The following is a 26,401-nucleotide window of genomic DNA, read 5'->3' on the forward strand; positions in this document are numbered from 1 at the left end:
GCCTCACCAGTGCCCGGTGTTTTTCATGCTGGCCCAAGGTTCCTGCGGGGGCAGGGGGGCTCCAGCCTGTAGCAATTCAACCGATACATTGTCAGGCGAACGCACAAAGGCCATCCGCCCATCGCGCGGCGGGCGATTGATCACCACGCCATTGTCCTGCAGATGCTGGCACATGGCATAGATATCCTCGACCTCATAGGCCAAATGCCCGAAATGGCGGCTGTCCGACGGCAACCCGTCATCGCCATCCCAATTATGGGTCAGCTCGACCGGGCATTCCGGCTGGCCCGGAGGTGCCATGAAAATCAGCGAAAACCGACCCTCTTCAAAATCCGAGTGCCGGGTTTTCTCAAGCCCGAGCAGTTCAAAGAATCGAATGCTGGCCTCTAGGTCTTTGACGCGGACCATCGTGTGCAAATAGCGAAGTTTCATTGGTGTATCCCCGATGAATGACTGGTTTCATGGTCAGCCTAGCAGGTGATTGCGGTGAGAACAGCCAAAACACGCGTTCCACGGCATATGGCTGTTTTTCCGAAAGCCGCAACTAGATATAGTGGCGGGGCAGCCAAGAAAGAGAGATTCGCAATGTCATTGAGCCCCGAGCAGATCCAGGAAATCGAAGAGCAACGCGCCCAGACCGGCACAACCCGCCGCGCCATCAGCGAAGGGATGGAAAAACACCTCTATACCGCGCATGAAGTGCTGGACCACGGCTTTGTCCGCGTGATCGACTATATGGGCGATGACGCCGCGATTTGTCAGGCCGCGCGGGTGTCTTACGGTAAGGGCACCAAATCGGTGCAGAACGACGAAGGGCTGATCCGCTATCTGATGCGCCACTGGCACTCGACCCCGTTCGAGATGTGCGAGATCAAGCTGCATGTGAAGCTGCCCGTCTTCGTGGCGCGCCAGTGGATCCGTCACCGGACCGCGAACGTGAATGAATACTCGGCGCGTTATTCAATCCTCGATCGCGAGTTCTATATCCCCGCGCCCGAACACATCGCCGCGCAATCGGTGGTGAACAACCAAGGCCGTGGCGCAACGCTGCAAGGCGAAGAAGCCGCCCGCGTGCTGGAAATCCTGAAGGCCGACAGCAACCGCGCCTATGATCACTATGAAGAAATGATCAGTGACGAAGGGCAGGACGGTCTGGCCCGCGAACTGGCCCGCATGAACCTGCCCGCCAACATCTATACCCAATGGTACTGGAAGGTGGACCTGCACAACCTGTTCCACTTCCTGCGCCTGCGCGCCGACCACCACGCCCAATACGAAATCCGCGTCTATGCCGACGCAATCTGCAAGGTCGTCGCCGACTGGGTCCCCGCCGCCTATGGCGCGTTCGAGGACTACCGCCTTGGCGGCGCCAACCTCTCCGGCCGCGCGATGGATTGTGTGCGCCGGATGCTGAAAGGCGAAGAGGTCACGCAGGAGAACTCGGGCATGTCCAAGGGGGAATGGCGCGAGTTTGAGGCGGAGTTGAATGGATGATCAAATTGAACGCAAGCTTTGCGTGGTTTGTGCGGAGACTATTCCTAAACAAGCTCTAATTTGTGTTAGCTGCCAAAGCTATCAAGATTGGCGCAGACATTTGTCCATCGGTAATAGTTCACTAGCACTCATTGTCGCGCTCCTAGCCGTCCTTGGTCCCGCTACTTCTGGTGTTATTAGCTTGCTCACGTGGCGCGAAGATGCGCTGACTAAGAAAGTAGAGTTTGCGATAGCTGAGCTTTCGCAGCATATGGCCACCGTTTTAGTTTCTAATCGGTCTGACCGTGCTTTTATTGTCAGCGAATTTCAGTGCCAGCTTATGATCCCCTTTGACCGAAGGGATATCTTTGGAGTGGTGGAAAGCGCAGACGATTCAGGTTTTAGATGGCCGATCAAAAGTCAGACATTTGGGGTTCTTGCCAGCTTTGAGGCCGTGCAGCCGCAAGTAGTTTGGGCTCAAAGTCAAGCAACAGTAGTTTTTATAAGTGACTACATCTCTCCTCCATTAGAATTTGGGGGCGCGCCTGAGATGCAAGCGAGTAGCTTGTGCTATATGTCCGGCAAAACAGATTCAAACGGTGAGGAGGCTGATGGGCAACTACTTAGACCTCGGGATTTGCTCGCTTTCGACGCCTTGGAGGTGATTGAAAGAATGGATTTTGGTACAGAGCGTGCCGAGGAAAAAGAAGCGCTGGTGTCGCGAGTGGTAAACGAGCGCGAACAGTAGGTTTTTTGCGTTAATATCGACTAAATCCGTAAGCCCGTGCCGCGCACGGGCAGCGCCCGACCCTCCCCACGGGAGGGCGCTTTTGCGCCCACCCAGGGTCAGGCGCCGCCCTCAGCAGATACCGCACTCCCCAAAGAAAAACCCCGCCGAGTTTTCACTCTGCGGGGTTTCGAAATTCTTACGGGTTGAGGCTAGCTTAGCCCTGAACCTCAAGATCAATAGCCGACTGGCGACCGTCACGACCTTCTTGCAGCTCATAAGCCACTTTGGTGTTGTCAGCCAGACCGGTCAGGCCCGAACGCTCAACAGCCGAGATGTGTACAAACACGTCTTTGCCGCCGTTATCAGGCGCGATGAAGCCATAGCCTTTGGTGGTGTTGAACCATTTTACGGTGCCGGTTTGTTTATCGGACATATCCGCTTCTCCTATGTTTAACCCTGCAGTTTGCGGGGCTTTCGTTCGCAATCAGGTATCGTCCGACTGCATGAAAGGAGGCGGTAGATAGTTCTGTCTTACCCGGCCTAATGTGGGCACGGAGCGGCAAATTGCAAGGAAAACCTTGCCATTGCCGGAATTGCAGCGGGTCTCTGCGTCCTTTCGTTTCACGCCGATTACGGTCATAACGGGCGTTGGCGGCACCATGGGCGGGCCGCGTGACAGGAATATGACAGGGGGCAATATGCGCATCTGGGGACTGAAAAACTGTGACACCTGCCGCAAGGCTGTGAAGGCGCTGGAAGCTGCGGGTCGGGCGCCTGATTATGTGGATGTGCGCGCCGATGGGGTGGACGCCGCCGATCTGGAGCGGTTTTTTGCAGCGTTTGGAGATGCGCTGGTCAACAAGCGTTCGACCACGTGGCGGGGGTTGTCTGAGGACGAGCGGGCCGGGGAGCCGGTGGCTTTGTTGGCACAGCATCCCACATTGATGAAGCGCCCGGTGATCGAGGCAGACGGCCAGTTGACGCTGGGTTGGGACGCAAAAACACAGACGCACTGGTTGGAGAACCGCGCCTGATCCCCTATCTGGGATGAATGAGCAGGAGAAATGTGATGCGTAATGCCGCGTTGGTTTTGGGTGTGATTGCAGGTGTTTTGGGCATGATCGTCGGATTTTTTGGATATGGATACACGGAAGTGATCGACCGCTTTGGCGAGCTTCCGGACTTGGCTGAACAGGTCGAGCATCCCGGACGCGTGCGGGCCTTTGCCCTGATTGCGCCTCTGTTGGCATTGGCGGGCGGTGCAATGGCACGCTCGGTCGCGCAGGTTGGGGGCGCGTTGATGTTGGCCTCGGCCGCGGGGATGTATTTCGCCTTCGGCTACGGTGTCTTCACCATGTTTCCCATCGCGCTTGCCGCGCTGGGCGGGCTTTTGGCGCTGGCCGCGGTGAAACCGGATCCGCACTAAGCCGCGTTGAGATCTTGAAATTCAGACGCCCGCAGATTCGCTCTGCGGGTGTTTGTCTTTGTAGGCCCCGTCAGAATGAAGAAAGAGCACCCCGAAAGGTGCTCTTTCCCACAAGCAAACAAAACCACTGGTTACTTAAGCTTAAGGAGCCGGTCTGCCGAAAGCGATCCGGCGCCTTTCAGGACGAGGATCAACAAAATACCGACCCAGAACAGGCGCTGATCCAGAATAAGACTGTCGGGAATACGATCGAACCACGCACCCAGTGTCTCGGCATGTTCGATGCCCCCGTGACCGTAAAGATCGGTCAGGCTTTGCACGATGACGAAGCCGATCATCCCAAGCGAGGCCAAGCGGGTAAACAACCCGATCACGATCAGAAGCGGCAGGATGAACTCGGCCACGGTGCCTGCGAAGACGACCGCCCAGTGGAAGAAGGTTAAGTCGCCGACGTTATAACTGGCGGCCTCCATCGCTTTCGGGAAGATCTGCGCATAGGCGCCCAGCGAAGGCTTGAAGACGCCGAAGATACCCGGGCCTACTTTGGTCAGTGCAGATGCCCAGAAATACCCCAGAAGTGTGGCGGCAAAGGTGAAGCGCGCCAGCAGGGGCAAGGCTTCCGGTGCCGCGCGATCTGCTAGTCTGGCCAGCCGGTTGTGAATGTGCACCAAGGCTTGCATGGTGATGTCCTTCCTTCTTCTTAGTCGTCCCGGTCTATGCCGGTGATCGCCTGCGCTGCGATCAGGATCGTCAGCGTGGCAGCCAGATCGAAATCTGGTGTCTCGGATGTGGCGAGCCCCAGCGCGGTGCCAAAGCTGCGCCCTTTCAAAAGCGAGCTGACAAAGGACGCACCACCTTCGGGCAGCAGATGGGTTTTCGGCTCATACCCGATGCGCGAGATTAGGATGTCTTCACTGCCAGCACTGGGTTGTGGACCATCCGCCATGTTGAAGTCCCAGATGGACTTGGCGGGCCACTTTGCTTGCAGAACTTCACAGGCCGGGGCGAGGGTCAGGCGGGCCTCCATCAAGTCGTGTTGTCCAAGGGCGGTCAAGTCGGCGGGGTCAATCGGATCGGCATCGCCCGCGTGATAGGCGCGGCGCAGGGCCAGTTCCAGACGGGCCACGTCCGGCAGGTATTTCAAGTGCAACGTGCCGGGGAAGCTTTCCAGAAAGCCGGGCAGGGCGGCACCGTAATGCATCATTAGCTGAGAGGCAGGCGGATGAATGCGCAGATAGACCTTCGCCATCTCGCGAAAGAACTCGTCGCCCAAAAGCTTGGTCAATACCGGGAAGCCGGTCAGCATCGCCTCAGACAGGCTGTGCACCACGTTGTTGCGATAGACCGAGAAACGTTTGGTGGCCTGCTGGCCATCCGGGTTCACCAGCCCTTCGGGCACATCGGCCTGTGCGTTCAGGATCGCGGTGCGAAATTCGGCCTGCGAAACGGTGGCGCGGGCGGGCGTTTGGGGCAGTGTGTCTTGGGTCATGCGGACACCATCAGGCTTTGTCCTGCGACAACGGCCTCCATCTGTACGGTGGCGCGGGCGGCTTCGCTTTCCAGGACATCCCATTCAGGCACGTCATTGTCCCATTCGATCAGCGCCGGACGGGCGCCCGTGCGGGCGATGACGTGGTCAAACAGCGCCCAGACGGGCTCGTCTACCGGTTTGCCATGGCTGTCGATCAGAAGTTTGCGGCCAATCTCGTCCGCGTCTTCGTCGTGACCGGCGAGGTGGATTTCCTCAACCAACTCCAGCGGGTAGGCATCCAGATAATCCAGTGCTTCAAATTCCAGATTGGTGGCCGAGATGAAAACGTTGTTCACGTCCAGCAAAAGGCCACAGCCAGTGCGGCGGGCGACTTCACGGATGAAGTCGGGCTCGGACCAAGTGGACTCAGAAAAGGCCAGATACGAGGACGGGTTTTCCAAGAGCATCTTGCGGCCCAGAAGATCCTGTACTTCGTTGATATGGGCGCTGACCCGGGTCAGCGTGTCGTTCGTATAGGGCAGGGGCAGCAGGTCATTCAAAAACGCGCTGTCATGGGTCGACCATGCCAGATGCTCGGAAAAGCTGGCTGGGTTCAGCCAGTCCACCAGCTTTTTCAAACGGGCCAGATGTTCGGGGTCCAGTCGGCCCTCACCACCGATTGAGGCACCAACGCCATGCACGGAAATCGGGAAGCTGTCAGCCAGATGACGCAGTTGCGCAATCTGGCGCCCCCCGTCGCCCATATAATTCTCGGCGTGGATTTCCAGCCATGTCACGGCTCCGGGCGCGTTCAGAAGGTCTTGGAAATGCTGCGGCTTGTAGCCAACGCCAGCGCCATCAGGAAGCGTCGTGTTTTTGCATTGGTTCAGCATATCAAAGCCCTTCGTGTTCTTGTGTGATTGGGTCGCTCTGGCCAATTCGGCCTTGGCCAGAGCTGTCTTTTAGGGACTAGTCAGATATCCGAGCGCATTAGCCGGGCAGGTTCATCTCGGTGGCTTCCAGCGAACCTTTGTGCATTTTGCCGTCTGCATCGGTGATTTCCATGGTTTCGCAGGTGCCGGCCGGAACCAGCTTCCATGCGTTGCCTTGATAGTCGACGGTCGACGAACCGGCGCAGGTGGTGCCGGGACCAGCTGCACAGTCATTCTGGCCGGCCAGCGAAACGCCGAAGCATTTTTCATTGTCTTCAGCAAAAGCCGGAGCAGCGTTGGCAGCTACAGCAGCAGTGACGGCGCCCAGGATGGCTACAGTTTTCTTCGACATCGTATTTCCTTTCGGGTTTGTAATTCGTTCCGCCTCAAAGCGGTAAGGAAAAGCTAGCCGTGGGAATGGACCGTCTCCACTCACGAAAACGTGGATCACGGGCCTGTCAGGTCAGCGCGAGCGGCATATAACGCGGGCGTGAACGATTGGGCTGTTGGGGGATTTGCGATTGCCCAAGAAAACTTGCGTTTCCGCCGGGTTGGCAAATTTGCGCGGTAATGAATTGTAACGAAAACGCTGTCGCGCGGTTCACATCTTTCAGGATTGGAAACGCAGATTTTTGTAATGTTACAGCTTTCTGCGTTGCGGCAGGCGCTGGCTCACGTGTTTTGTGAACCCGTGTAACACCCCCAAGATACAAAGAAGCGCCCTCTGACCGGGTCAAAGGGCGCTTCAATTGGGGTTTTGAGGGGTCAGGCCAGGTCGGGCGCTGTGGCTTCCTTGGCCAGTTCAGCGGTGACTTCGTCCAGTGGCAGCACTTTCGAGTGCTTTTCGCCCAGACGACGCATCGACACGGTGCCCTCTTCGACCTCTTTCATGCCGACGGCCAGAATGACCGGCACTTTGCCGACCGAATGCTCGCGGACCTTGTAGTTGATCTTTTCGTTGCGGATGTCGGCCTCGGCACGGACACCTTGAGCTTTCAGGGTCTCGACGACCTGATGCACATAATCATCCGCATCCGACACGATCGAGGCCACAACCACCTGACGCGGGGCCAGCCAGAAGGGCAGTTTGCCTGCGTGTTCTTCGATCAGGATGCCGATGAACCGCTCGAACGAACCCAGTGTCGCGCGGTGCAGCATGACCGGGCGGTGCTTGGCGCCGTCTTCACCGATATAGTTCGCCTCCAGACGTTCCGGCAGGAACGGGTCCACCTGCAGCGTGCCACACTGCCAGTCGCGACCAATTGCGTCGGTCAGGGTGAACTCAAGCTTCGGACCATAGAACGCGCCTTCGCCCTCGAGGATCTCGTACTCGTAACCCGCTGCATTACAGGCGTCACCAAGTGCTTTTTCCACGCGGTCCCAGCTTTCATCTTCCCCGATCCGCTTTTCCGGACGGGTAGACAGTTTGATGGTCCAGTTGTGGAAGCCGAGGTCAGCATAGACCTTGGACAGGAACGCGATGAAACGTGCGGTTTCGTCGGTGATCTGATCTTCGGTACAGAAGATGTGCCCATCATCCTGCGTGAACCCGCGTACCCGCATGATCCCATGCAACGCACCCGAAGGTTCGTAGCGCGCACACGATCCGAACTCGGCCATGCGCAGGGGCAGGTCGCGATAGGATTTCAGGCCCTGATTGAACACTTGAACGTGGCAGGGGCAGTTCATGGGCTTCAGCGCATTCACCGCCTTCTCGCGGGCGTGATCTTCGTCCACCTCAACGATGAACATGTTTTCCTGGTATTTGTCCCAGTGACCCGAGGCGATCCACAGTTTGCGGTCCACAACCTGAGGCGTGTTCACCTCGACATAGCCGCCTTTGCGTTGCTGGCGGCGCATATAGTCCTGCAGTTCGGTATAGATGGTCCAGCCGTTCGGGTGCCAGAACACCTGACCGGGGGCTTCTTCCTGCATGTGGAACAGGTTCATCTCGCGGCCCAGCTTGCGGTGGTCGCGCTTGGCGGCCTCTTCCAGCATGTGCAGGTGTTTCTTAAGGCCCTCTTTGTTCTGGAAGGCCACACCATAGATGCGCTGAAGCATGGCGCGATCTGAATCTCCGCGCCAATAGGCACCAGCAACGCTCATCAGTTTGAACGAGTCTGCGGGCAGCTGGCCCGTGTGTTGCAGGTGCGGACCACGGCAGAGGTCCTGCCAATGACCGTGCCAATACATACGCAGTGGTTCGTCGCCCGGAATGGCTTCGATCAGCTCGACCTTATAGGGCTCGTTGTTGGCCTCATAGAATTTCACCGCGCGGTCACGTTCCCAGATCTCGGTCGTGACGGGATCGCGCTTGTTGATGATCTCTTTCATCTTTGCTTCGATCGCGCCCAGATCTTCGGGCGTAAACGGCTCTTCCCGGTCGAAGTCATAGTACCAACCGTTGTCGATAACCGGGCCGATGGTGACTTTGACGTCCGGCCAGATCTCTTGCACGGCGCGCGCCATCACGTGGGCAAAGTCGTGGCGGATCAGTTCCAGCGCCTGATCGGGATCCTTCATCGTGTGAATGGCGATGTCGGCGTTGTCATTGATCGGCCATTGCAGGTCCCAATGGGCCCCGTTCACAGTGGCGGAAATGGCCTTTTTGGCCAGCGAGTTGGAAATGCTGGCAGCGACCTCGGCCGGGGTTACACCTGCGTCGAACGCACGCGCATTGCCATCGGGAAATGTAAGGGAAATCTGGCTCATTGGCCTAGCTCCTCGTCGTTTTGGCGCCCACGGAACGCCCGGTTGCGGGTTATGTCTGCGCGTGTTTTTACCCGTGCGCGTCGCGAAGTCAACGGCGGCAACCCGAAAATCGGCTTGCATTCAGGTGGGGTGGGGGCAAGATGCGGGGCAGGAGGGGCGCATGCGTAAATTTGACGACATTCTGATGATGGCGGTCGAACGCAAAGGCTCGTTCGGGGCCGTTCTGGACGACATTCCAGAGCCGAAATCAGCTGACGAGTTGGCGGCGCAGGATGACCGCGCGTGGCTTGCCTGTTTTGCCAAGGGGATATTCCAGGCGGGACTGGCGTGGCAGGTGATCGTCAACAAGTGGGACGGCATCGAAGAGGCCTTTCACGGGTTCGACATTGGTCGCTGCGCCATGATGTCCGAGGACTGGTTTGACGAACTTTTGGCCGACAAACGTGTCATTCGCAGTGCGCCCAAGATCCGGTCCATCCAAGAAAACGCCGTGTTCATTCAAACGGTTGCCCAAGAAGCTGGTAGCTTTGGACGGAAAATCGGAGATTGGCCGGCGGACGACTATTTCGGGCTGCTCGATTGGCTGAAAGCCAATGGCGCGCGGCTGGGTGGCAACACCGGCGCCTATGCGCTTCGGCGGATGGGACGCGACGGGTTCATGATGACGCGGGACGTGGTGGCGCGGTTGGTGGCCGAAGGGGTAATCGACAAGGCGCCGACCTCGAAAGCGGCCAAGGCAGCTGTGCAGGCGGCGTTCAACAGATGGCACGAGGAAAGCGGGCGCAGCTTCACCGAAATCTCGCGCGTTTTAGCATATAGTATCGACTAAGAAGGATAGAGGATTGACCGCATATCTCGACACGGCGCAGGGGCGCCGCATTGCTTATGTGAAGACCGAGGGGCAGGGGCCGACGATCCTGTTCCTGTCTGGTCTGAAATCGGACATGGAAGGCACCAAGGCCGTTGCGCTTGAGGCTTGGGCGAAAGAGCAAGGCCGCGCCTTCATGCGGTTTGACTATTCGGGCCACGGCGTCAGCTCGGGCACGTTTGCCGAGGGCAGTATTGGCGAATGGCACGAGGATACGCTGGAAGTTGTCGACAATCTGATCGACGGGCCGATCTTGGCTGTCGGTAGTTCGATGGGCGGCTGGCAGTCGCTCTTGCTATCGCGCGCACGGCCCGAGCGGATCATGGGGTTGGTGACCATCGCTGCCGCGCCGGATTTCACCGAAGATGGATACTGGGCCAGTTTCTCTGACGCACAGAAAGAAGAGATGGAGCGCGAGGGCTTTCTGTCCATCCCCTCCGACTATGACGAGGATTACATCATCACCAAACGCCTGATCGAGGATGGCCGGAACCAGATGGTGCTGCGCTCGCCTCTGCGGTTGGATATGCCGGTGCGCTTCTTGCAGGGGACGGAAGACGACGCGGTGCCGACCTCGCAAGCGGTGAAACTGCTGGAACATGTCGAAGGCGATGATATCCGTCTGATCCTTGTGAAAGGGGCGGATCACAGGTTCTCGGACGATGAATGCCTGCGTACGATCCAGAAAATGGTCAAGGTCGTTCTGGCCCGAGGTGCAGCATGAAGGGCCCGTTACGCGCCGCAATGGGCGTCTCCGCAGTGGTTGCCGCCCTGTTCGTAATCGGCCCGTACGAGCCGGTTGACCTGAATATTCAATTTGATGAAGCCGCTATCGGCCCGGATCCCGATGCCTATCTGGCGAGCCGCGAAGCGGTGTTCGACGATCTGGTCGAGGGCGCAGAAAAGCAGATCGTCTGGGCGGGCGAAGCAGGGCAGAAGACGCCCTTGTCCGTCGTCTATATCCACGGCTTTTCCGCCACCCATCAGGAAATCAGCCCGGCCCAGCAGCTGGTGGCCGAGGGGCTTGGGGCAAACCTTTATAACGCCCGTCTAGCCGGGCACGGACGTAGCGCTGAGGCAATGGCCGGTCCAACAGTCAATGACTGGATGGTCGATTTCAGCGAGGCGATGGCAATCGGACGTGCCATCGGGGATGAAGTCCTGATCATCTCGACCTCGACTGGCGGCACCGTCACTGCGCTTGGCATGTTTGATGAAGCGGCATCCAAAGCAGTGAAGGGGATCACCTTCATCTCCCCCAATTTCGGAATCAAGGCTTCCAAAGCTGCTCTTCTGACCTTCCCGGCTGCGCGTCACTGGGTGCCCCTGATCATGGGCGCCAACCGTGGCTTCACGCCGATCAACGATGCGCAAGCCAAATACTGGACCGAAAGCTATCCGACCACCGCGCTGATGCCGATGGCGGCGATGGTGAAGGTTGCGGCGAATTCGGGCTATGGGATCGTCGATGTGCCAGCGCTGTTCATCTATGCGAAAGAGGATCAGGTGGTCTCGGCTGACGCGATCGAGAAGGTTGCCGCAGGCTGGGGCGGGATCGTGCATCGGCACGTGGTGTCACCCGGGGTGGCCGAGGATCCGATGGGGCATGTGTTGGCGGGCGACATTGTCAGCCCGAATGGCACAGATCCCACGGTTGCAAAAATTCTGGACTGGGCGCGCGGGTTATAACTTGCGCCCATCCGGATGGGCGCCCACAGTTCTGCTAAAGAAGATAAAAAAATATAAGAGGCAGGCATGAGGGAACCATTGGTTTTGATCCCCGGAATGATGTGCGACGCACGGGTTTTCGGGCCGCAGATTGGCGATTTGTCCAGAGATTACACGGTGATAACCGCCGCGCCAACACAGGGCGAGACCGTGCGCGAGATGGCAGCCTTGATCCTTGATCAGCTGCCGCAGCGCTTTGCTTTGGCGGGGCTCAGCCTTGGCGGGATCGTCGCGATGGAGATGGCGCGGCGTGCGCCGGACCGGGTGAATCGGCTGGCTTTGATCTCGACCTCGCCCTTGGCTGACTCGCCTGCGCAGGCCGCGTGGCGCGAGCCGCAGATCGTGCATGCCAATATCGGCAGGCTGGACCAAGCGATGTCCGAGGCATTCTCGCCCGATGTGCTAGCGCCCGGACCCAAGCGGGACGAGATTATGGAGCTTGTGTTCCAGATGGCGCGTGACATTGGGCCCGAGACCTTCGTGCGCCAAGCCCGCGCTCTGCAACGTCGATCAGATGCGCAGCGCGCACTTCAACGGTTGAAGGTGCCGACGATGGTGATGTGTGGTGCGCATGACACGATGACCCCACCAAAACGCCATGAAACCATGGCCGAGCTGGTCCAGGATGCCGAGCTGGTCATCCTGCCGGACGCAGGCCATCTGCCGACGCTGGAAACGCCCGAGCATGTGAATATCGGCCTGCGTGCCTGGATGGAGTTGCCGCTTCAATTGCGGGTACGCGCGATCGCATAAAGCATGCCTCTTAGACATGGACATGAAAAAACGCGCCATGCCGGTGGGCAGGCGCGTTTTTTGTGTCTTTAGCCGCTGGTTTAGCTGGCCGCTTTCTTCACGGCCTTCACAGCAACTGGCTTGCCCTTTTTGGCGGCCTTTTTCTTGGCAGCCTGCGCAGCGTGGCGCCCGGCGTTCTGGTCGATGAAGTCCAGAACCAGCGGGCGGATGTTGTTGCGCCAGCTCTTGCCCGCGAAAATACCATAGTGACCGGCACCTTCTTCCAGATGGCTGGCCTTCTTGTCGTCCGACAGACCCGTCAGCAGGTCCAGCGCAGCGATACACTGGCCGGGGGCGGTGATGTCGTCCTTGGTGCCTTCGACGGTTTTCACGGCAACATCGGTGATGGCGCCAATATCGATCTTGTGGCCATCCACGACGAACTCGTTCTTCGCGACTTCGCAGTTTTTGAACAGACGCTCTACGGTCGACAGATAGAATTCGGCGGTCATGTCCATAACGGCCAGATATTCATCATAGAAACGGTTGTGCTTGTCGTGGTCCGAGGCCTCGCCCTTGGCGACGCGCATGATCTGATCTGCAAAAGCTTTCGAGTGGGTCTCGGAGTTCATCGACATGAAGCCAGCAAGCTGCAGCAGGCCCGGATAGACCATGCGGCCCGCACCGTCATATTTAAAGCCAACACGCTGGATCGCCAGCTCTTCCAATTGGCCCATCGTCACGCGGCGGCCAAAGTCGGTAACATCAGTGGCAGCGGCGTCCGGGTTGATCGGGCCACCAATCAGGGTCAGAGTCTGGGGCTGTGCTTCGGGGTCGATCTCGGCCAGATAGGCGGTGGCGGCCAGCGTCAGCGGGGCAGGTTGGCACACGGCCACGACGTTGATGTCCGGGCCAAGGGCGCGCATGAAATCGACAAGGTAAAGCGTGTAGTCTTCGACGTCGAACTTGCCTTCGCTGACCGGGATGTCGCGGGCATTGTGCCAATCGGTAACATAAACTTCTGCGTCGGGCAGAAGGCTGGCGACGGTCGAATGCAGAAGCGTTGCATAGTGGCCCGACATGGGGGCAACCAGCATCACGCGGCGCGCTTTTTCCGGGCGGCCCAGAACTTTAAACTGGATCAGGTCGCCAAAGGGACGCTCGACCAGCTTCTCGATCTGGACCACGTGGTCGCGCCCATCTTCGGCCACCACGCTGGTGATGCCCCAGTCCGGCTTGACAATCATACGGTGAAAGCTGCGCTCGGTGACTTCGCCCCAGGCGGCCATCATTTGAAATACTGGGCTGGGGAACAGGGCAGTCGCCGGGTAGGAACCCATCGCTGCGGCAGTAGCACCAAGCCACTGATTCGTGTTTCGGATGGTCTCCATCAGGTCGTAGGTCGCCATGTAGCGCATGCGCAATCCCCTAAATAGCCTTTGCTTTTTTGTTTCTGCGTTTGCATAGTCTTTAACACATGCGGTTTTTGATATGCTGCAGTAGCGAAATGATAGGGGGGAATTCGTGTTATGACAACTGATCAAAAGGAAACTTCGGCAGGTCTGGTGCCGGATGCCAGCGAATTGGGCGCGAATCTCGCAAAGATTGAAGAGCTGTCCACACGCCTAGGCGAGATCATGTCACACCGAAAAACTGTGCGTCCCAGCCTTCAAGGACCGGGGCAGGAATTCTACATCAAGGCGGCCAATTCGATGTGGTCGGACATGATGGCCAACCCCGCAAAGATGATCGAACAGCAGGCCGCCTTCTGGGGCAAAACGCTGGAACATGCGGTCGAGGCACAGGCCGCGCTGATTGGCGGAGAACTCAAGGCGCCTGAAGATCCGTCCCCCAAGGATCGCCGTTTTTCAAACCCCCTTTGGGAAACGCATCCCTATTTCAACTATCTAAAGCGCCAATATCAGATCACATCGAGCTCTATGGCTGAGGCACTGAGCGGTGTGGAAGGTCTGGACGAAGACGAACGCAAGCGGCTGGATTTCTTTACCCAGCAGATGATCGACATGATGAGCCCGACCAACTTCCTGGGCACCAACCCGGACGCGATGGAACGCGCGATCGAGACCAATGGCCAGTCGTTGGTCGATGGGTTGGAAAACCTCGTGTCGGATCTGGAAGCCAATGATGGCGAGCTTTTGGTCAAGCTGGTGGATGAAAGCGCTTTCGAAGTCGGTGGCAACATCGCCACTACCCCCGGAGAAGTTGTTTATCGCAACCGCATGATCGAGCTGATCCAGTACACACCGACGACCGATAAGGTGCACGCGCGGCCTCTGATCATCTTCCCGCCCTGGATCAACAAATTCTACATCATGGACCTGAAAGCGCAGAACAGCCTGATCAAATGGATCGTCGATCAGGGCTATACGCTGTTCGTGGTCAGTTGGGTAAATCCGGATGCGTCTTACAGTGATGTGGGGCTGGGGGATTATGTGGAGGACGGCTATATGGCTGCGATCCGCGAAGTGAAAGAGATCACCGGCCAGCAAAAAGTGAACGTGGTTGGCTATTGCATTGCAGGCACCACGCTGTCGCTGACGCTTGCGCTGATGAAGAAGCGTGGCGACAAGTCCGTGAACTCGGCCACCTTCTTTACCACGTTGACCGATTTCTCGGATCAGGGCGAGGTCGGAGTGTTCCTGGATGAAGACTTCGTTGACGGGATCGAAGAAGAGGTGACCGAACGTGGCTATCTGGACAGCTTCTTCATGTCGCGGACGTTCTCGTATCTGCGCCCGAATGATCTGATCTATGGTCCGGCAATCAACAGCTACATGCTGGGCAAGACGCCACCTGCCTTTGATCTGCTCTATTGGAATGGCGATAGCACCAACCTGCCTGCCAAGATGACAGTGGAATATCTGCGTGGGCTATGTGTGGGTAATGAATTCGCGCAGGATGGGTTTGGCTTGCTTGGCGAAACTCTGACGCTGGCGGACGTGGAAACACCGATCTGCGCCATCGCGTGCGAGACAGATCACATCGCGGCATGGAAGTCTTCTTATTCTGGAATGCGACAGATGTCCGGGAAGGACAAAACGTTCATTCTGTCCGAAAGCGGTCATATCGCAGGGATCGTGAACCCGCCGTCCAAGAAGAAGTACGGCCACTATACCAATGAAGATTGGCCCGAGGCACCCGAGGACTGGCAGGAAAGCGCCAGCTTCCATGAAGGATCGTGGTGGGGCCGATGGGACAAGTGGTTGTCGAAGAAATCCGGCAAAAAGATCGATGCTCGCGTGCCCGGTGATTCGTCGCACGAGCCACTTGCTCCGGCACCTGGCACCTACGTAAAGGCGGTTCCCAAGGGCTGAAGCCATCTAAGGGCTTGGAAAATCAACAACTTAAAGTGTTGTATGCTGCAGTGCAGAAAAAAGCTTGATTTGCTGCACTGCAGCATACATATTGGTTGCAGAAACAGAACGGCGCTTTCTCCCGGCGCCCCCGCTACTCTAGGAGCTTTAAGATGACCAAGACTCAAGACTACACCAAAGTATTCCAGGACATGATGGCCAACTTCCCGATGGATCTGTCGATCGCTCAAGACGCTTTCAAAAACCAGGCTGCCCTGGGTGAGAAAATGTCGAAAGTAGCCCTGCAGGCTGCTGACAAATCGGCTGAGATCTCGACCAAATGGACCAAAGAAACTCTGGCCAAAATGGGCGACGTTGCGACTGCCAAAGACGAAGCAACCGACTACACCAAAGCCATGACCGACTTCGCTTCGGCTCAGGCTGAGCTGGCCGCTGAAAACATGGCTGCTTTCGCTGAAGTTGCTAAAAAAGTTCAAGCTGAAACCGTTGAGCTGATGATGGCTGCCGGCAAAGAGATGGGCGAAGAAGCTCAGGCTGCTGTTAAAAAAGCAACCGATGAAGTTTCGAAAGCTGCCAAGAAGGCAACCTCGAAATAAGCAAGGATATACGCCGGAGCACTCCTCCCTACCGGCATCTTCCTGAAGGACGGGTCATCGACCCGTCCTTTTCTTTTTCTGGCTACCGCACGGAATTTGAGCAAAAGTCTTGCCTTTACCTGCTGCAATGTTAGGATTTTGCAGTGCAGAAAGATAAATTTCTGCGGGGAGGTAATATGAACAAGTCTCAGGACGCGCTGCTGATCAAGCGATATGCCAGCCGGCGGCTCTACAATACCGAAACGTCCGATTACGTAACCTTGGACGACATTGCGGGCTTCATCCGTGATGGGCGTGAGGTGCAGATCATCGACCTGAAATCCGGCGATGACCTGACGCGTCAGTATCTGCTGCAAATCATTGCCGAGCATGAAAGCCGCGGCGAAAATGTTCTGCCGGTTGATGTGCTGACAGATCTGGTTCGTTCCTATACCACGCAGGCCCAAAGCATTGTACCGCAGTTCCTTGCGGCCAGCTTCGAGATGCTGCGTGATGGTCAGTCGAAGATGATGGAAAACTTTGGTGGCATGGGCAATCCCATGGCGAACATGCCGGGGTTTGAGGCCATGCAGGCCCAGCAGGAAGCCTTCATGAAGGCAATGATGAGCGGGTTTTCTGGGACGGCAGGCCCCACGCAAGATGGCGAGCCAGACAGCAAGGGCGGTGATGCAGACGAGCTGGAAAAAATAAAGAAACAGCTGGTCGAGCTTCAGTCGAAACTGTCCAAACTCAGCTAAAACACGCGTCCACTGATCACATGGAAAAGCCCGGCACAGACCGGGCTTTCTTCGTTTCGCGTGTCGCGTGAAGACCTAGTAGGTCCGGATCAGCCCAACCAGCTTGCCCTGCACCTTCACCTGACCTTCGGGCAGAAGGCGGGTTTCATAGGCGGGGTTTGCGGCCTCAAGCGCGATCATGTCGCCGTTCTTGCGATAGCGTTTCAGCGTCGCCTCATAACCATCCACCTGCGCGACCACGATGTCGCCATTCTCGGCCTGATTGGTTTCGCGGATCACAACGACATCGCCATTATTGATCCCGGCGTCGATCATGCTGTCGCCTTTGACTTCAAGCGCATAGTGACGTCCGCCAGAACCCAGCATCGCACCGGGTACAGACACATGCTGTGCCCCATCGGTGATGGCTTCGATCGGCTCACCCGCGGCGATCCGGCCCAGAAGCGGAAGCTCGTTCACGCCAAGCGCCTCTAGCGGCATCGCGGTTTTGGGAGTGCTTTCAGGACGTCCACCTTCAACAACACGTGGTTCGAACCCGGCACGGCCCGAATTTTCCATGGTTTCCGGCAGCTTTACGATCTCGATCGCACGGGCGCGATGGGCGAGGCGACGGATGAAGCCACGTTCCTCAAGCGCTGTAATAAGACGGTGAATGCCGGATTTGGAGCGCAGGTCCAGCGCCTCTTTCATTTCGTCAAAGGACGGCGATACCCCATCCTTTTGCATACGCTGGTGGATAAATTCCAGAAGTTCCAACTGCTTGCGGGTCAGCATCTGCGTTCCTCCGTCCTCATTCATGGGGCAAAAGGAGTGAATTTTGACCTTTAGCCCAAGGCCCTCGTCGCGGGGCGTTCAAGTTCTGTTCTACCCATGTTCTCTTTTTGTGTCAAGCGCAGGCCGGTGGGCGGCCACGAGGGTCAGATCGGCAGATACTCAACCCGCGCGCCGGCTTTCAGCGCTGGGGCGGCGATCGGACGTACCAGCAGCGCATTGGCTTGCGCAAGCACGCTCAGAAGGGCGCTGTCTTGGCTGTCGAAGACGGTGAGTTCGCCGTTGTCGACGCGGGCACGCATATAGTGTTCACGGGGGCCATTCGGGCCAATATCATCGGCGAGCGTGGCGTGGTGCCGAGGGGCGGCAGCTTCGCCCAACCCCTGCATGGCGCGAAGCGCCGGGACAAGGAAGACATGACCGCAAACCATTGAGGACACGGGATTTCCGGGAAGTCCGATCATCACAGCGTCGCCCATGCGACCCGCCATCAAGGGTTTCCCGGGGCGCATCAAGACTTTGTAAAAGCTCTGATCCATGCCCATCTCGGCTGCGACCTCGCCGACGATGTCATGATCCCCGACCGAGGCGCCACCGATGGTCACGATCAGGTCCGCATCCGCGGCCAGATCCAGCGCAGTCCGCAGGCTGTCGGCATTGTCGCGCGCGATGGGCAGCATGCGGGCATGCCCTCCGTTCGCTTCGATCAGAGCCTTTAGGCCGAAACTGTTCGAGGCGATGATCTGGTCCGGGCCCGGTTCCTCGCCGGGCATGACCAGCTCGTCCCCGGTGGCCAGAAGCGCCACGATGGGTTTGCGGGAGACGGTCAGGGTGGGGACGTTCATTGCCGCCGCCAGTGCCAGATCAGCGGGCGTCAGCACACGCGGAGCGGGGATTGTGTCGCCGGGTTTGAAATCAGCACCGGCTGGGCGCACATGCGGACCTTTGTCCAGCTTGCGGGCGAGCGTGACCAGATTGCCCTTGCGGGTCACATCTTCCTGAATGATGACGCGATTGGTGCCTTCTGGAAGGGGGGCGCCGGTGAAGATGCGCGCGCATTCGCCGGGGCCGACGCGGCCGTCAAATCCATGACCGGCGGCACTTTCACCAATCACGCGGAACATCGCTTCGGGGTCGGCTTCCACGCCGTTCAGCGCATAGCCATCCATCGCCGAAGCGGCGAAGGGCGGTTGCAGGCGGGTGGCGGTGACGGGCGCGGCGAGGGCGCGGCCTGCGGCCTCGGCCAACGGCACCTCTTCGGTTCCACAAGGCGTGACCAGCTCAAAAATTGCGTCCAACGCCTCGTTCACCGTGATCATCAGTCTGCCCCAGAATCTGCCGTGTAAGTTCCCGATTTCCCACCTTCTTTGCGCAGAAGGCGAATGCCCGTGATTTCCATACCCTTCTCGGCCGCCTTGAGCATGTCATAGACCGTCAGGCAGGCGGTCGACACGGCGGTCAGGGCTTCCATTTCCACGCCGGTCTGGCCGCCGGTTTTCACAGTGGCGGTGATGCGCACGCCGGGCAAGTCGGGCTGCGGCTCGAGCTCCAGCGCGACCTTCGTGATCGGCAGCGGATGACAAAGCGGGATCAAGTCCGAGGTTTTCTTGGCCCCCATGATCCCAGCCAGGCGCGCAATGCCTAACACGTCGCCCTTCTTGGCCGTGCCCGAGGTGACAAGCGCCAGCGTCTCGGGTGTCATGCGGACGAAGCCTTCCGCCAGCGCAACGCGGTCTGTCACAGCCTTGTCCGAGACATCGACCATATGGGCCTGTCCCTCGGCGTCGAAATGGGTCAGGGGGCTATCGCTCATGCGGGCACCGGGTCTGCAAGAATGGCGCGGGTTGCGGCCTCGACATCGTCCTGACGCATCAGGCTTTCGCCGATCAGGAAGCTGCGCGCGCCGTGCTCGGCCATGTCGGCCAAATCTTGCGGGGTAAAGAGGCCACTTTCGCAGACCAGATGACGCTCTTTCCCGGCCAATTTCGACAGGCGGCGGGTGGTGTCGAGTGTCGTCTCGAAGGTCTTCAGGTTGCGGTTGTTCACACCCAGAAGGGGAGATTTCAGGATCGTCGCGCGTTCCAGCTCTTCTTCGTCATGCACTTCTACAAGAACATCCATACCCCAGGAAAAGGCTGCGTCTTCAAGCTCTTGCGCTTGGCTGTCCTCGACGGACGCCATGATGATCAGGATGCAGTCAGCGCCCAAGGCGCGGGCTTCGGCGACCTGATAGGTGTCATACATGAAATCCTTGCGCAACGCAGGCAGCGACACGGCAGAGCGGGCAGCCACAAGGAACTCATCCGCGCCTTGGAAGGACGGCGCGTCGGTCAGAACAGATAGGCAGGACGCGCCGCCAGCCTCGTAAGCTTTGGCGATCTCTGGAGGATTGAAGTCCTCGCGGATCAGGCCTTTGGAGGGACTGGCCTTCTTGACTTCAGCGATCAGGCCATAGCCGGTTTGGGCGTCTTTCATCAGGGACGCCGCGAAGCCACGGGTGGGGCTTGCGGCGCGGGCGGCGGCCTCGACCTCGGACAGGGGGCGGGCGGCTTTGCACGCGGCCACATGTTCGAGTTTGTAGGCTTTGATTTTGTCTAGAACAGTGCTCATGCGCTGGTTCTAGCGCGGGCAGGGGGCGGATGGAAGGCGGAATGCGCGCTTCGAATGTGTGAAGGGCATCGGCCGTCCGTCGGGTGGGCGTATAACGCCCGCCCGGTGGGGGCGGACGGGCGTTGCCCGGCGTGCCGCCGGGCGAAAGGTTTAAGCCGCCGAGGTCAGGGCAGCCAGCGCCTCGATCTTCGCTTTCGCAGCGCCGCTGTCGATGCTCTCGGCTGCCATCTCGACGCCGGATTTCAGGTCGCCCACTTTGTCGGCCACGATCAAAGCCGCAGCGGCGTTGAACAGCACTGCGTCGCGATAGGCGGAGGGCGCACCATCCAGCAGCGCCCGGAAGGCGACGGCGTTCTCGGCAGGCTCGCCGCCAAGGATCGAGGCCAGCGGATGCACCGGCAGGCCTGCGTCTTCGGGGTGAATTTCGCGGGTGTGAACCGCACCATCCTCGACCGCCGCCACAGCCGTGGTCCCGGTGATCGAGATCTCGTCCATCCCTTCGGAGCCATGCACCAGCCAGGCTTTCTCGGACCCAAGAGCCAACAGCGTTTCGGCCATCGGATGGATCAGATCCGCCGCAAACGCGCCGGTCAACTGGCGTTTGACGCCTGCCGGATTGGTCAGCGGGCCAAGAATGTTGAAGATGGTCTTGCAACCCATTTCCTGACGGACGGGCATCACGTGTTTGATCGCCGGGTGGTGCATCGGGGCCATCATGAAGCCGATCCCGACTTCGTTGATCGCACGTTCGGCCACGTCCGCGCCGACCATCACGTTCACGCCCATCTCGGTCAGCGCGTCCGCTGCGCCCGATTTTGACGACAGGTTGCGGTTGCCGTGCTTGGCAACAGTCACGCCCGCGCCTGCCACAACAAAGGCTGTCGCGGTCGAGATGTTCAGGGTGCCCAACGCGTCGCCGCCTGTGCCCACGATGTCCATCGCACCTTCAGGTGCGTTTACCGCGTTGCACTTGGCGCGCATGACGGCAGCAGCAGCAGAGTATTCCGCCACGCTTTCCCCACGCGTGCGCATTGCCGCTAGAAGCGCGCCGATTTGCGCAGGTGTTGCGCGGCCTTCGAACAGCTCTTCAAACGCGTCTTCGGCCTGTCCGCGCGACAGCGGGCCTTCAGTGGCTGCAAAAATCAGGGGTTTCATCGCGTCGCTCATGCCGCCACCTTTGTTTTCTTCAGGAAGTTTTCCAGCATCGCGTGGCCGTGTTCCGACCGGATGCTTTCGGGGTGGAACTGCACGCCCTCGATCTCGAGCTCTTTGTGGCGCAGACCCATGATCAGACCGTTGTCCAGCTCGGCCGTGATCTCAAGACAGTCGGGCAGGGTGGCGCGATCCACCACCAGCGAGTGATAGCGCGTGGCCTGCAGGGGCGAGGGCAGGCCTTCGAACACGCCTTTGCCTTCGTGTAGGACCGTACCCATCTTGCCATGTACGATTTCGGGCGCGCGGACAACGTCGCCGCCGAACGCCTCGCCAATCGTCTGATGGCCCAGACAGACACCAAAAAGAGGTACTTTCGCTTCGGCAGCAGCCAGCGTCAGCGGCAGGCAGATGCCCGCTTGCGCCGGGTCACAGGGGCCGGGGGACAGGACGATCCCATCCGCGCCCATACCCATCGCTTCTTGCACATCCAGCGCATCATTGCGACGCACGACCACATCGGCCCCAAGCTCGCCAAAGTAATGGACGAGGTTGTAGGTAAAGCTGTCATAGTTATCGATCAGCAGGATCATGTCGCGGCCTTTCGCCAAAGTTGTATCAGAAGGGGTTACGAAAAGCCCTTGTCGGGCTATACATGGTCCAGGCAAGCGCCGAGGGTCAAGAGCGGCGCGGGATCAATCGAGTAATCAGGGGGTAAAAGCCATGGCAAAAGGCTTCCTTACAGGCGTAATTTGCGGCGGGATTGTTTCTGCGGTCGGTTTGGCGTTCGTGTCGCCGATGCTACCGCCTATTAAGGTGGCCACCGCACCAGTCGCCCCAGTTGATGCTTCGGTCCCTGTTGAAGCCCCCGTGGTTATTGAGGACGCGCCAGCAGATACCGCTGTGTCGGAAGCGGAAAGTGCGCCAGAATCGACGGAGCCTGCTCCGGCAGAGCAACCTGCCGAGCCCACGCCCGCACCGGCAGATGAGGCTGACGATACCGGAACAGCGCCGGCAGCTCCCTCCGCCAGCGAAGCAGCGGACGAAGAGGACGTTCAGCCGCAACCCGCCACAACCGACCCTGTCGCCGTAGAACCTGAAACCACTGCACCTGAGGCCGCAGAGCCGAGCGCCATTGATCCCGAAGTGACCACGGACGCGCGCAGCGGGCTGGGCACAAGTGTTGCGCCCCTTGAAGACCAAGCCCCCGGTGTGACCACCAATCGTCTGCCCAGCATCGGCTCGGCTGACGCCGCGGAAGAGGCGCCCGCGATAGATTTGGGGCAATCGCTTGCTACGGCTCTGCTTGATCTGTCGTCCTCGCCCTTGGCGATCGAGCGGAACTCGGTGCCCGTTGCGGATATTGGCGGGCGTCCCCTGATGGCGGTTGTGCTGAAGGATATGGGGCCAGAGCGCACCAAGCTTGAAGGGCTCAACAAGCTTCCCTTCCCGGTCAGCGTCATTCTGGATGTCACCGCGCCCGATCTGGACGATGCCATCGCGTTCTATCGCGCGGCTGGGGCCGAACTGGTGATGCAGGCCGATCTGCCACCCGAAGCCACTCCGACAGATGCCGAGGTGAACCTGCAAGTGCAACAGTCCGCGCTGAATATGGGGGTTGCGGTTTATATGGCGCCTGACAGCGGTTTCCAGACCAACGCGCCACTGTCGCGTCAGGTCTCAGAGATCCTTATCGTGTCTGGCCATGGTTTGATCACCCAGCCTGCGGGGTTGAATACCGGTCATAAGAATGCGCTGAAAACCGGCGTGCCCGCGGGGTTGGTGTTCCGCGACCTGGATGGAAGCGGACAGGACAACAAGGTGATCCGACGTTTTCTGGACAATGCTGCCTTCAAGGCCGATCAGGAAGATGGCGTGATCCTGATGGGCCGCGCGGTCCCGCAAACGCTGGCCGCTTTGGTTGAGTGGAGCGTGGGCAACCGCGTCGGCTCGGTCGCGATGGTGCCGGTGTCGGCTGTTCTTCTTGGTGGATCCTGATCAGGCACGCGGAATGTCAAAGCCGGGCGCGGCCAGCGTGAAGCCCTCGAACTGAAACCCCGGCGAGACGGTGCAACTGACCAGCGTATAGGCCCCGGTCGTGTGCGCCGCTTGCCAGTGACCCTTCGGGACGATGATCTGCGGCATCTGCCTGGCGGCAAGGTCGGGCCCAAGCATGTGATTCGAGGCAGGGCCTTTATCGGTCTCAGACATGGACAGCACCAAGGGCGCGCCCGCGTGATACAGCCAGATCTCGCTCGCATCGACGCGGTGCCAATGGCTTTGCTCGCCCTCTTTCAACAAAAAATAGATGCAGGTGCCGCTGGGGCGACCGTCGGCATCGGTATCCACCCATGTCTGGCGATAATGCCCGCCTTCGGGATGCGGGGCGAGGTCGAGGTGTTGAATGATCTGGTCCGGAGTCATGTGTTCAAGCCTATAGCCTTTCGATGGATACGCGCGAGTCGGAATATGTGGTAGGATCCGCGCATTCACGAGTGGCGAGGCAGGGCAGGGACCTATCATTCATTTCCAATCAGGAGGTTGATATGTCTTTTTATCTATTTAGGGGCCGCTACAGCACGGACAGTCTGCGTGCTTTGGTCGATGAACCGCAAGACCGCGAAGCCGCCGCGGGGGCGATGATCGAAAACATGGGGGGCAAGCTGCACCACCTGTTTTTCTGTTTCGGGGAAGATGATGTTGTGGCGCTGATCGAAGCGCCGGACGATAGCACGATGGCGGCCTGTGCCTTGGTGGTTGGGGCGTCGGGCATGATGTCCGGCGGGTCCACGACTAAGTTGATGACCAGCAAAGACGCGATGAAGGCGATGGAAGCCGCTGGCAAAGGGCGCGCAAATTATCAAACCGTCGGAAGCTGAAGCAACGCTGGGCGGGCTGGCTATATTAAGACGCCCGCCCCTCACATGCTGTGGCGCAGTTCAGTGATGGATTTGCCCAGTCGGAACGGGGCCGTGAAGCTGACCATGCACAGTGCAATCACTTGCCAGATCAGGATGCCGGAATGCTGTTGAAGGTATTCCCATTCGTCTTTCAGCGCGCCGACCCCGTCCAGCAAAACCCAGACCAAATCCGCCAGTTTTCATGTGGTGTGCCCCGGCGGGTTACGGAACAGAAACACTGTCCCGACCGCCCCAATCCCGAAGAGCAGAAGCATGAGATGAACTTGATATTGCGCGATAGAAGCCATGCAGGAAGTTTAGGGGCTGGCGGACGCGGGGCAACCGGGATGACGAAGTTGTCATGTGGGCGTGCGATCGGCGGCTAGAGCGTCATCTCAAAGAAAAGAATATGCCCTTCTCCGATTTCGGGCAGAGGCTGGTACGGCCCGCGCGGTGTGAACCCCATGGACAGGTAAAGTTTCTGGGCTGACTTCAGAGGCTTCGACGTGTCCATCAGAATGCGTGCAAACCCAGAATTGCGGGCTTGAGTGATCAAGGCCTCCATCAGCGCGTAACCGGCGCCTGTCCCGCGCGCTGCGTCGGTAACATAGACGCGTTTGATTTCGGCCGTGTCTGGGTCCAGCGCATGATACATGCCGCAGCCAACGGGTTCTCCCTCCTTCAACGCAAGTCGCATGGCCCCACCCGGAGAGGCGTGCTCGTGCTCAAGATTGTCGACAATTTTCTGATATTTTTCACGTGGGTAGAATGCATCAACTAACTCGGCGTCAAATGGGCTGAGCGCGCGCAGATAGGCATGGTATTCCCAACAAAGACGCCGGACCGCATCAAGCTGGTCCGGCGTATTCGGTTCTATGATGTCCAACATGGCAGGCTCCCTTTGAGGGAAGTCTAACACGTTTTGGTATTACTTCAGAATGCTGCGCCCTGCATATTCAGCAGTCGCACCCAGGCTTTCCTCGATGCGGATCAGCTGGTTGTACTTCGCCAACCGGTCCGAACGGGCCAGCGAGCCGGTTTTGATCTGGCCGCAGTTGGTGGCAACGGCGAGGTCGGCGATGGTGGCATCTTCGGTCTCGCCCGAGCGGTGCGACATGACGTTGGTCATGCGCGCGCGGTGGGCCATGTCGACGGCTTTCAGGGTTTCCGACAGCGAACCGATCTGGTTCACTTTGACCAGCATCGAGTTGGCAGCACCCTTTTCGATGCCTTCGGCCAGACGGGCGGGGTTGGTCACGAACAGGTCGTCACCCACCAATTGCACCTTGTCACCGATGGCTTTGGTCAGGGCGACCCAGCCGTCCCAATCGTCTTCGTCCATACCGTCTTCGATCGAGATAATCGGGTAGTCGTCGCAAAGCGCTTTCAGGTAGTCGGCGTTTTCTTCCGAGGTCAGCGATTTGCCTTCGCCAGCCAGAACATATTTGCCGTCCTTGTAGTACTCGGTCGCGGCGCAATCGAGGGCCAGATAGATGTCTTCGCCCGGCTTGTAGCCTGCTTTCTCGATCGAGCTCATGATGAAGTCGAGCGCTGCGCGGGTCGAGCCGATGTTGGGGGCAAAGCCACCTTCATCACCGATGCCGGTGGACAGACCAGCGGCCGACAGCTCTTTTTTCAGGGTGTGGAACACTTCGGCGCCCATGCGCACGGCTTCGCGGATGTTTTCCGCAGCAACCGGCATGATCATGAATTCCTGAATGTCGATCGGATTGTCGGCGTGCTCGCCGCCATTGATGATGTTCATCATCGGAACCGGCAGAACGCGGGCCGAAGCGCCACCCACATAGCGATACAGCGGCAGGGCCGACGCATCGGCAGCGGCTTTGGCCACAGCCAGCGAGACGCCCAGAATGGCGTTCGCGCCCAAGCGGGCTTTGTTCGGGGTGCCGTCCAGCTCACACATGGCGGCGTCGATGGCTTCCTGTTCGGTCGCGTCGAAACCGATCAGCATGTCCGCGATCTCGCCGTTTACGGCTTCAACAGCGGCCAGAACGCCTTTACCCATGTAACGCGCCTTGTCGCCGTCACGCTTTTCCACAGCTTCATGCGCACCGGTCGATGCGCCCGAAGGCACAGCAGCGCGGCCCAGCGTGCCGTCTTCCAGAATAACGTCCACCTCGACGGTGGGGTTGCCGCGGCTGTCCAGAATCTCGCGGGCGAAAATATCGACGATGGTGCTCATGTTAGCGCTCCCAATAAGAAGAAAA

Annotated in this window: 31 protein-coding genes; 13 read left to right on the forward strand and 18 right to left on the reverse strand. The window is 58.9% G+C overall.

Going from position 1 to position 26,401, the window contains the following annotated elements; all coding sequences use genetic code 11:
- Positions 1-3: 3 nt before the first annotated feature.
- Positions 4-432: a VOC family protein gene (locus tag G0Q00_RS00220; protein WP_163035411.1), complete on the reverse strand. Its 429-nt coding sequence runs from the start codon at positions 430-432 to the stop codon at positions 4-6.
- A 153-nt stretch (positions 433-585) separates the two neighbouring features.
- Between G0Q00_RS00220 and thyX the strand changes: the two genes are divergently transcribed.
- The gene (gene thyX, locus G0Q00_RS00225) at positions 586-1,494 is read left to right on the forward strand and encodes an FAD-dependent thymidylate synthase (protein WP_163035412.1); all 909 of its coding nucleotides are present in this window, start codon (positions 586-588) and stop codon (positions 1,492-1,494) included.
- The gene (locus tag G0Q00_RS00230) at positions 1,487-2,221 is read left to right on the forward strand and encodes a hypothetical protein (protein ID WP_163035413.1); all 735 of its coding nucleotides are present in this window, start codon (positions 1,487-1,489) and stop codon (positions 2,219-2,221) included. The genes thyX and G0Q00_RS00230 overlap by 8 nt, the downstream gene beginning before the upstream one ends.
- A 196-nt stretch (positions 2,222-2,417) precedes the next feature.
- Here the strand turns inward: G0Q00_RS00230 and G0Q00_RS00235 are convergent, their stop codons facing one another.
- Positions 2,418-2,636: a cold-shock protein gene (locus G0Q00_RS00235; protein ID WP_142853336.1), complete on the reverse strand. Its 219-nt coding sequence runs from the start codon at positions 2,634-2,636 to the stop codon at positions 2,418-2,420.
- A 265-nt stretch (positions 2,637-2,901) separates the two neighbouring features.
- Between G0Q00_RS00235 and G0Q00_RS00240 the strand changes: the two genes are divergently transcribed.
- Together G0Q00_RS00240 and G0Q00_RS00245 are read left to right on the forward strand one after the other, a co-directional pair.
- Positions 2,902-3,237 (forward strand): arsenate reductase family protein, encoded by a 336-nt coding sequence (locus G0Q00_RS00240; RefSeq protein WP_163035414.1) that lies wholly within the window; start codon positions 2,902-2,904, stop codon positions 3,235-3,237.
- A 35-nt stretch (positions 3,238-3,272) separates the two neighbouring features.
- Positions 3,273-3,629 (forward strand): hypothetical protein, encoded by a 357-nt coding sequence (locus G0Q00_RS00245; RefSeq protein WP_163035415.1) that lies wholly within the window; start codon positions 3,273-3,275, stop codon positions 3,627-3,629.
- Positions 3,630-3,760: 131 nt separating this feature from the next.
- Here the strand turns inward: G0Q00_RS00245 and G0Q00_RS00250 are convergent, their stop codons facing one another.
- From G0Q00_RS00250 to thrS, 5 genes are all read right to left on the reverse strand, one after another.
- The gene (locus G0Q00_RS00250; RefSeq protein ID WP_163035416.1) at positions 3,761-4,309 is read right to left on the reverse strand and encodes a DoxX family protein; all 549 of its coding nucleotides are present in this window, start codon (positions 4,307-4,309) and stop codon (positions 3,761-3,763) included.
- A gap of 20 nt (positions 4,310-4,329) precedes the next feature.
- A complete protein-coding gene (locus tag G0Q00_RS00255) occupies positions 4,330-5,118 on the reverse strand; it encodes a DNA-binding domain-containing protein (protein WP_163035417.1) in 789 nt (262 codons plus the stop codon).
- Positions 5,115-5,993: a DUF692 family multinuclear iron-containing protein gene (locus G0Q00_RS00260; RefSeq protein WP_163035418.1), complete on the reverse strand. Its 879-nt coding sequence runs from the start codon at positions 5,991-5,993 to the stop codon at positions 5,115-5,117. The genes G0Q00_RS00255 and G0Q00_RS00260 overlap by 4 nt, the downstream gene beginning before the upstream one ends.
- A gap of 97 nt (positions 5,994-6,090) precedes the next feature.
- Positions 6,091-6,384, reverse strand: coding sequence for a DUF2282 domain-containing protein (locus G0Q00_RS00265; RefSeq protein WP_163035419.1), 294 nt, complete (start codon positions 6,382-6,384; stop codon positions 6,091-6,093).
- A 413-nt stretch (positions 6,385-6,797) separates the two neighbouring features.
- Positions 6,798-8,744: a threonine--tRNA ligase gene (thrS, locus tag G0Q00_RS00270; protein ID WP_163035420.1), complete on the reverse strand. Its 1,947-nt coding sequence runs from the start codon at positions 8,742-8,744 to the stop codon at positions 6,798-6,800.
- A gap of 160 nt (positions 8,745-8,904) precedes the next feature.
- Between thrS and G0Q00_RS00275 the strand changes: the two genes are divergently transcribed.
- The 4 genes from G0Q00_RS00275 to G0Q00_RS00290 all read left to right on the forward strand — a co-directional run bounded on the left by G0Q00_RS00275 (position 8,905) and on the right by G0Q00_RS00290 (position 12,093).
- Positions 8,905-9,573, forward strand: a complete 669-nt coding sequence (locus G0Q00_RS00275; protein WP_163035421.1) for a DNA-3-methyladenine glycosylase I — start codon at positions 8,905-8,907, stop codon at positions 9,571-9,573.
- 13 nt (positions 9,574-9,586) lie between these two features.
- Complete coding sequence (locus tag G0Q00_RS00280) at positions 9,587-10,336, forward strand: alpha/beta fold hydrolase (RefSeq protein WP_163035422.1); 750 nt, start codon at positions 9,587-9,589, stop codon at positions 10,334-10,336.
- Positions 10,333-11,301: a carboxylesterase gene (locus tag G0Q00_RS00285; protein WP_163035423.1), complete on the forward strand. Its 969-nt coding sequence runs from the start codon at positions 10,333-10,335 to the stop codon at positions 11,299-11,301. Before G0Q00_RS00280 ends, G0Q00_RS00285 begins: the two co-directional genes overlap by 4 nt.
- Before the next feature lie 66 nt (positions 11,302-11,367).
- A complete protein-coding gene (locus G0Q00_RS00290; protein ID WP_163035424.1) occupies positions 11,368-12,093 on the forward strand; it encodes an alpha/beta fold hydrolase in 726 nt (241 codons plus the stop codon).
- Between the two features lie 80 nt (positions 12,094-12,173).
- Here the strand turns inward: G0Q00_RS00290 and phaZ are convergent, their stop codons facing one another.
- Positions 12,174-13,490 (reverse strand): polyhydroxyalkanoate depolymerase, encoded by a 1,317-nt coding sequence (gene phaZ, locus G0Q00_RS00295; RefSeq protein WP_163035425.1) that lies wholly within the window; start codon positions 13,488-13,490, stop codon positions 12,174-12,176.
- Between the two features lie 111 nt (positions 13,491-13,601).
- Here phaZ and G0Q00_RS00300 point away from each other — a divergent pair, with 111 nt between their 5' ends.
- The 3 genes from G0Q00_RS00300 (at position 13,602) to phaR (ending at position 16,740) form a co-directional block, all read left to right on the forward strand.
- The gene (locus G0Q00_RS00300; RefSeq protein WP_163035426.1) at positions 13,602-15,407 is read left to right on the forward strand and encodes an alpha/beta hydrolase; all 1,806 of its coding nucleotides are present in this window, start codon (positions 13,602-13,604) and stop codon (positions 15,405-15,407) included.
- A gap of 152 nt (positions 15,408-15,559) precedes the next feature.
- Positions 15,560-16,003 carry a phasin family protein gene (locus G0Q00_RS00305; protein ID WP_163035427.1) on the forward strand — a complete coding sequence of 148 codons (444 nt, stop codon included), beginning with the start codon at positions 15,560-15,562 and terminating at the stop codon, positions 16,001-16,003.
- 176 nt (positions 16,004-16,179) lie between these two features.
- The gene (phaR, locus tag G0Q00_RS00310) at positions 16,180-16,740 is read left to right on the forward strand and encodes a polyhydroxyalkanoate synthesis repressor PhaR (protein ID WP_163035428.1); all 561 of its coding nucleotides are present in this window, start codon (positions 16,180-16,182) and stop codon (positions 16,738-16,740) included.
- A 75-nt stretch (positions 16,741-16,815) separates the two neighbouring features.
- Here the strand turns inward: phaR and lexA are convergent, their stop codons facing one another.
- The 6 genes from lexA to G0Q00_RS00340 form a co-directional block, all read right to left on the reverse strand.
- Positions 16,816-17,514 (reverse strand): transcriptional repressor LexA, encoded by a 699-nt coding sequence (gene lexA / locus G0Q00_RS00315; RefSeq protein WP_163038194.1) that lies wholly within the window; start codon positions 17,512-17,514, stop codon positions 16,816-16,818.
- 143 nt (positions 17,515-17,657) lie between these two features.
- On the reverse strand, positions 17,658-18,830 hold the full coding sequence (glp, locus tag G0Q00_RS00320; protein ID WP_163035429.1) for a gephyrin-like molybdotransferase Glp: 1,173 nt from the start codon (positions 18,828-18,830) through the stop codon (positions 17,658-17,660).
- Positions 18,830-19,324 carry a cyclic pyranopterin monophosphate synthase MoaC gene (gene moaC / locus G0Q00_RS00325; RefSeq protein ID WP_163035430.1) on the reverse strand — a complete coding sequence of 165 codons (495 nt, stop codon included), beginning with the start codon at positions 19,322-19,324 and terminating at the stop codon, positions 18,830-18,832. Before moaC ends, glp begins: the two co-directional genes overlap by 1 nt.
- Positions 19,321-20,121 carry an indole-3-glycerol phosphate synthase TrpC gene (gene trpC / locus G0Q00_RS00330; RefSeq protein ID WP_163035431.1) on the reverse strand — a complete coding sequence of 267 codons (801 nt, stop codon included), beginning with the start codon at positions 20,119-20,121 and terminating at the stop codon, positions 19,321-19,323. The genes moaC and trpC overlap by 4 nt, the downstream gene beginning before the upstream one ends.
- A 150-nt stretch (positions 20,122-20,271) precedes the next feature.
- On the reverse strand, positions 20,272-21,288 hold the full coding sequence (gene trpD / locus G0Q00_RS00335) for an anthranilate phosphoribosyltransferase (protein WP_163035432.1): 1,017 nt from the start codon (positions 21,286-21,288) through the stop codon (positions 20,272-20,274).
- Positions 21,285-21,866 carry an aminodeoxychorismate/anthranilate synthase component II gene (locus tag G0Q00_RS00340; RefSeq protein WP_163035433.1) on the reverse strand — a complete coding sequence of 194 codons (582 nt, stop codon included), beginning with the start codon at positions 21,864-21,866 and terminating at the stop codon, positions 21,285-21,287. Before G0Q00_RS00340 ends, trpD begins: the two co-directional genes overlap by 4 nt.
- Before the next feature lie 130 nt (positions 21,867-21,996).
- Between G0Q00_RS00340 and G0Q00_RS00345 the strand changes: the two genes are divergently transcribed.
- On the forward strand, positions 21,997-23,271 hold the full coding sequence (locus G0Q00_RS00345) for a divergent polysaccharide deacetylase family protein (protein ID WP_163035434.1): 1,275 nt from the start codon (positions 21,997-21,999) through the stop codon (positions 23,269-23,271).
- Here G0Q00_RS00345 and G0Q00_RS00350 read toward each other — a convergent pair whose 3' ends face one another.
- Positions 23,272-23,697: a cupin domain-containing protein gene (locus tag G0Q00_RS00350; RefSeq protein WP_163035435.1), complete on the reverse strand. Its 426-nt coding sequence runs from the start codon at positions 23,695-23,697 to the stop codon at positions 23,272-23,274.
- Positions 23,698-23,819: 122 nt separating this feature from the next.
- Here G0Q00_RS00350 and G0Q00_RS00355 point away from each other — a divergent pair, with 122 nt between their 5' ends.
- The gene (locus G0Q00_RS00355; protein ID WP_163035436.1) at positions 23,820-24,152 is read left to right on the forward strand and encodes a GYD domain-containing protein; all 333 of its coding nucleotides are present in this window, start codon (positions 23,820-23,822) and stop codon (positions 24,150-24,152) included.
- A 41-nt stretch (positions 24,153-24,193) separates the two neighbouring features.
- Here G0Q00_RS00355 and G0Q00_RS15825 read toward each other — a convergent pair whose 3' ends face one another.
- The 3 genes from G0Q00_RS15825 to eno all read right to left on the reverse strand — a co-directional run bounded on the left by G0Q00_RS15825 (position 24,194) and on the right by eno (position 26,376).
- Positions 24,194-24,361 (reverse strand): hypothetical protein, encoded by a 168-nt coding sequence (locus G0Q00_RS15825; protein ID WP_239058284.1) that lies wholly within the window; start codon positions 24,359-24,361, stop codon positions 24,194-24,196.
- A gap of 194 nt (positions 24,362-24,555) precedes the next feature.
- A complete protein-coding gene (locus G0Q00_RS00365; RefSeq protein WP_163035437.1) occupies positions 24,556-25,062 on the reverse strand; it encodes a GNAT family N-acetyltransferase in 507 nt (168 codons plus the stop codon).
- A 39-nt stretch (positions 25,063-25,101) separates the two neighbouring features.
- Entirely contained in the window at positions 25,102-26,376 is a 1,275-nt protein-coding gene (gene eno / locus G0Q00_RS00370; protein WP_163035438.1) for a phosphopyruvate hydratase, read from the reverse strand.
- Positions 26,377-26,401: the final 25 nt, after the last annotated feature.

Origin of the sequence: Aliiroseovarius sp. PrR006, assembly GCF_010500215.1 — a bacterium.
Lineage (GTDB): Bacteria > Pseudomonadota > Alphaproteobacteria > Rhodobacterales > Rhodobacteraceae > Aliiroseovarius.

Excerpts from the sequence above, each read along its gene's own strand:
- G0Q00_RS00220 (WP_163035411.1), bottom strand. The coding sequence starts at position 432 with ATGAAACTTCGCTATTTGCACACGATGGTCCGCGTCAAAGACCTAGAG.
- thyX (WP_163035412.1), top strand. The coding sequence starts at position 586 with ATGTCATTGAGCCCCGAGCAGATCCAGGAAATCGAAGAGCAACGCGCC.
- G0Q00_RS00230 (WP_163035413.1), top strand. The coding sequence starts at position 1,487 with ATGGATGATCAAATTGAACGCAAGCTTTGCGTGGTTTGTGCGGAGACT.
- G0Q00_RS00235 (WP_142853336.1), bottom strand. The coding sequence starts at position 2,636 with ATGTCCGATAAACAAACCGGCACCGTAAAATGGTTCAACACCACCAAA.
- G0Q00_RS00240 (WP_163035414.1), top strand. The coding sequence starts at position 2,902 with ATGCGCATCTGGGGACTGAAAAACTGTGACACCTGCCGCAAGGCTGTG.
- G0Q00_RS00245 (WP_163035415.1), top strand. The coding sequence starts at position 3,273 with ATGCGTAATGCCGCGTTGGTTTTGGGTGTGATTGCAGGTGTTTTGGGC.
- G0Q00_RS00250 (WP_163035416.1), bottom strand. The coding sequence starts at position 4,309 with ATGCAAGCCTTGGTGCACATTCACAACCGGCTGGCCAGACTAGCAGAT.
- G0Q00_RS00255 (WP_163035417.1), bottom strand. The coding sequence starts at position 5,118 with ATGACCCAAGACACACTGCCCCAAACGCCCGCCCGCGCCACCGTTTCG.
- G0Q00_RS00260 (WP_163035418.1), bottom strand. The coding sequence starts at position 5,993 with ATGCTGAACCAATGCAAAAACACGACGCTTCCTGATGGCGCTGGCGTT.
- G0Q00_RS00265 (WP_163035419.1), bottom strand. The coding sequence starts at position 6,384 with ATGTCGAAGAAAACTGTAGCCATCCTGGGCGCCGTCACTGCTGCTGTA.
- thrS (WP_163035420.1), bottom strand. The coding sequence starts at position 8,744 with ATGAGCCAGATTTCCCTTACATTTCCCGATGGCAATGCGCGTGCGTTC.
- G0Q00_RS00275 (WP_163035421.1), top strand. The coding sequence starts at position 8,905 with ATGCGTAAATTTGACGACATTCTGATGATGGCGGTCGAACGCAAAGGC.
- G0Q00_RS00285 (WP_163035423.1), top strand. The coding sequence starts at position 10,333 with ATGAAGGGCCCGTTACGCGCCGCAATGGGCGTCTCCGCAGTGGTTGCC.
- G0Q00_RS00290 (WP_163035424.1), top strand. The coding sequence starts at position 11,368 with ATGAGGGAACCATTGGTTTTGATCCCCGGAATGATGTGCGACGCACGG.
- phaZ (WP_163035425.1), bottom strand. The coding sequence starts at position 13,490 with ATGCGCTACATGGCGACCTACGACCTGATGGAGACCATCCGAAACACG.
- G0Q00_RS00300 (WP_163035426.1), top strand. The coding sequence starts at position 13,602 with ATGACAACTGATCAAAAGGAAACTTCGGCAGGTCTGGTGCCGGATGCC.
- G0Q00_RS00305 (WP_163035427.1), top strand. The coding sequence starts at position 15,560 with ATGACCAAGACTCAAGACTACACCAAAGTATTCCAGGACATGATGGCC.
- phaR (WP_163035428.1), top strand. The coding sequence starts at position 16,180 with ATGAACAAGTCTCAGGACGCGCTGCTGATCAAGCGATATGCCAGCCGG.
- lexA (WP_163038194.1), bottom strand. The coding sequence starts at position 17,514 with ATGCTGACCCGCAAGCAGTTGGAACTTCTGGAATTTATCCACCAGCGT.
- glp (WP_163035429.1), bottom strand. The coding sequence starts at position 18,830 with ATGATCACGGTGAACGAGGCGTTGGACGCAATTTTTGAGCTGGTCACG.
- moaC (WP_163035430.1), bottom strand. The coding sequence starts at position 19,324 with ATGAGCGATAGCCCCCTGACCCATTTCGACGCCGAGGGACAGGCCCAT.
- trpC (WP_163035431.1), bottom strand. The coding sequence starts at position 20,121 with ATGAGCACTGTTCTAGACAAAATCAAAGCCTACAAACTCGAACATGTG.
- trpD (WP_163035432.1), bottom strand. The coding sequence starts at position 21,288 with ATGAGCGACGCGATGAAACCCCTGATTTTTGCAGCCACTGAAGGCCCG.
- G0Q00_RS00340 (WP_163035433.1), bottom strand. The coding sequence starts at position 21,866 with ATGATCCTGCTGATCGATAACTATGACAGCTTTACCTACAACCTCGTC.
- G0Q00_RS00345 (WP_163035434.1), top strand. The coding sequence starts at position 21,997 with ATGGCAAAAGGCTTCCTTACAGGCGTAATTTGCGGCGGGATTGTTTCT.
- G0Q00_RS00350 (WP_163035435.1), bottom strand. The coding sequence starts at position 23,697 with ATGACTCCGGACCAGATCATTCAACACCTCGACCTCGCCCCGCATCCC.
- G0Q00_RS00355 (WP_163035436.1), top strand. The coding sequence starts at position 23,820 with ATGTCTTTTTATCTATTTAGGGGCCGCTACAGCACGGACAGTCTGCGT.
- G0Q00_RS00365 (WP_163035437.1), bottom strand. The coding sequence starts at position 25,062 with ATGTTGGACATCATAGAACCGAATACGCCGGACCAGCTTGATGCGGTC.
- eno (WP_163035438.1), bottom strand. The coding sequence starts at position 26,376 with ATGAGCACCATCGTCGATATTTTCGCCCGCGAGATTCTGGACAGCCGC.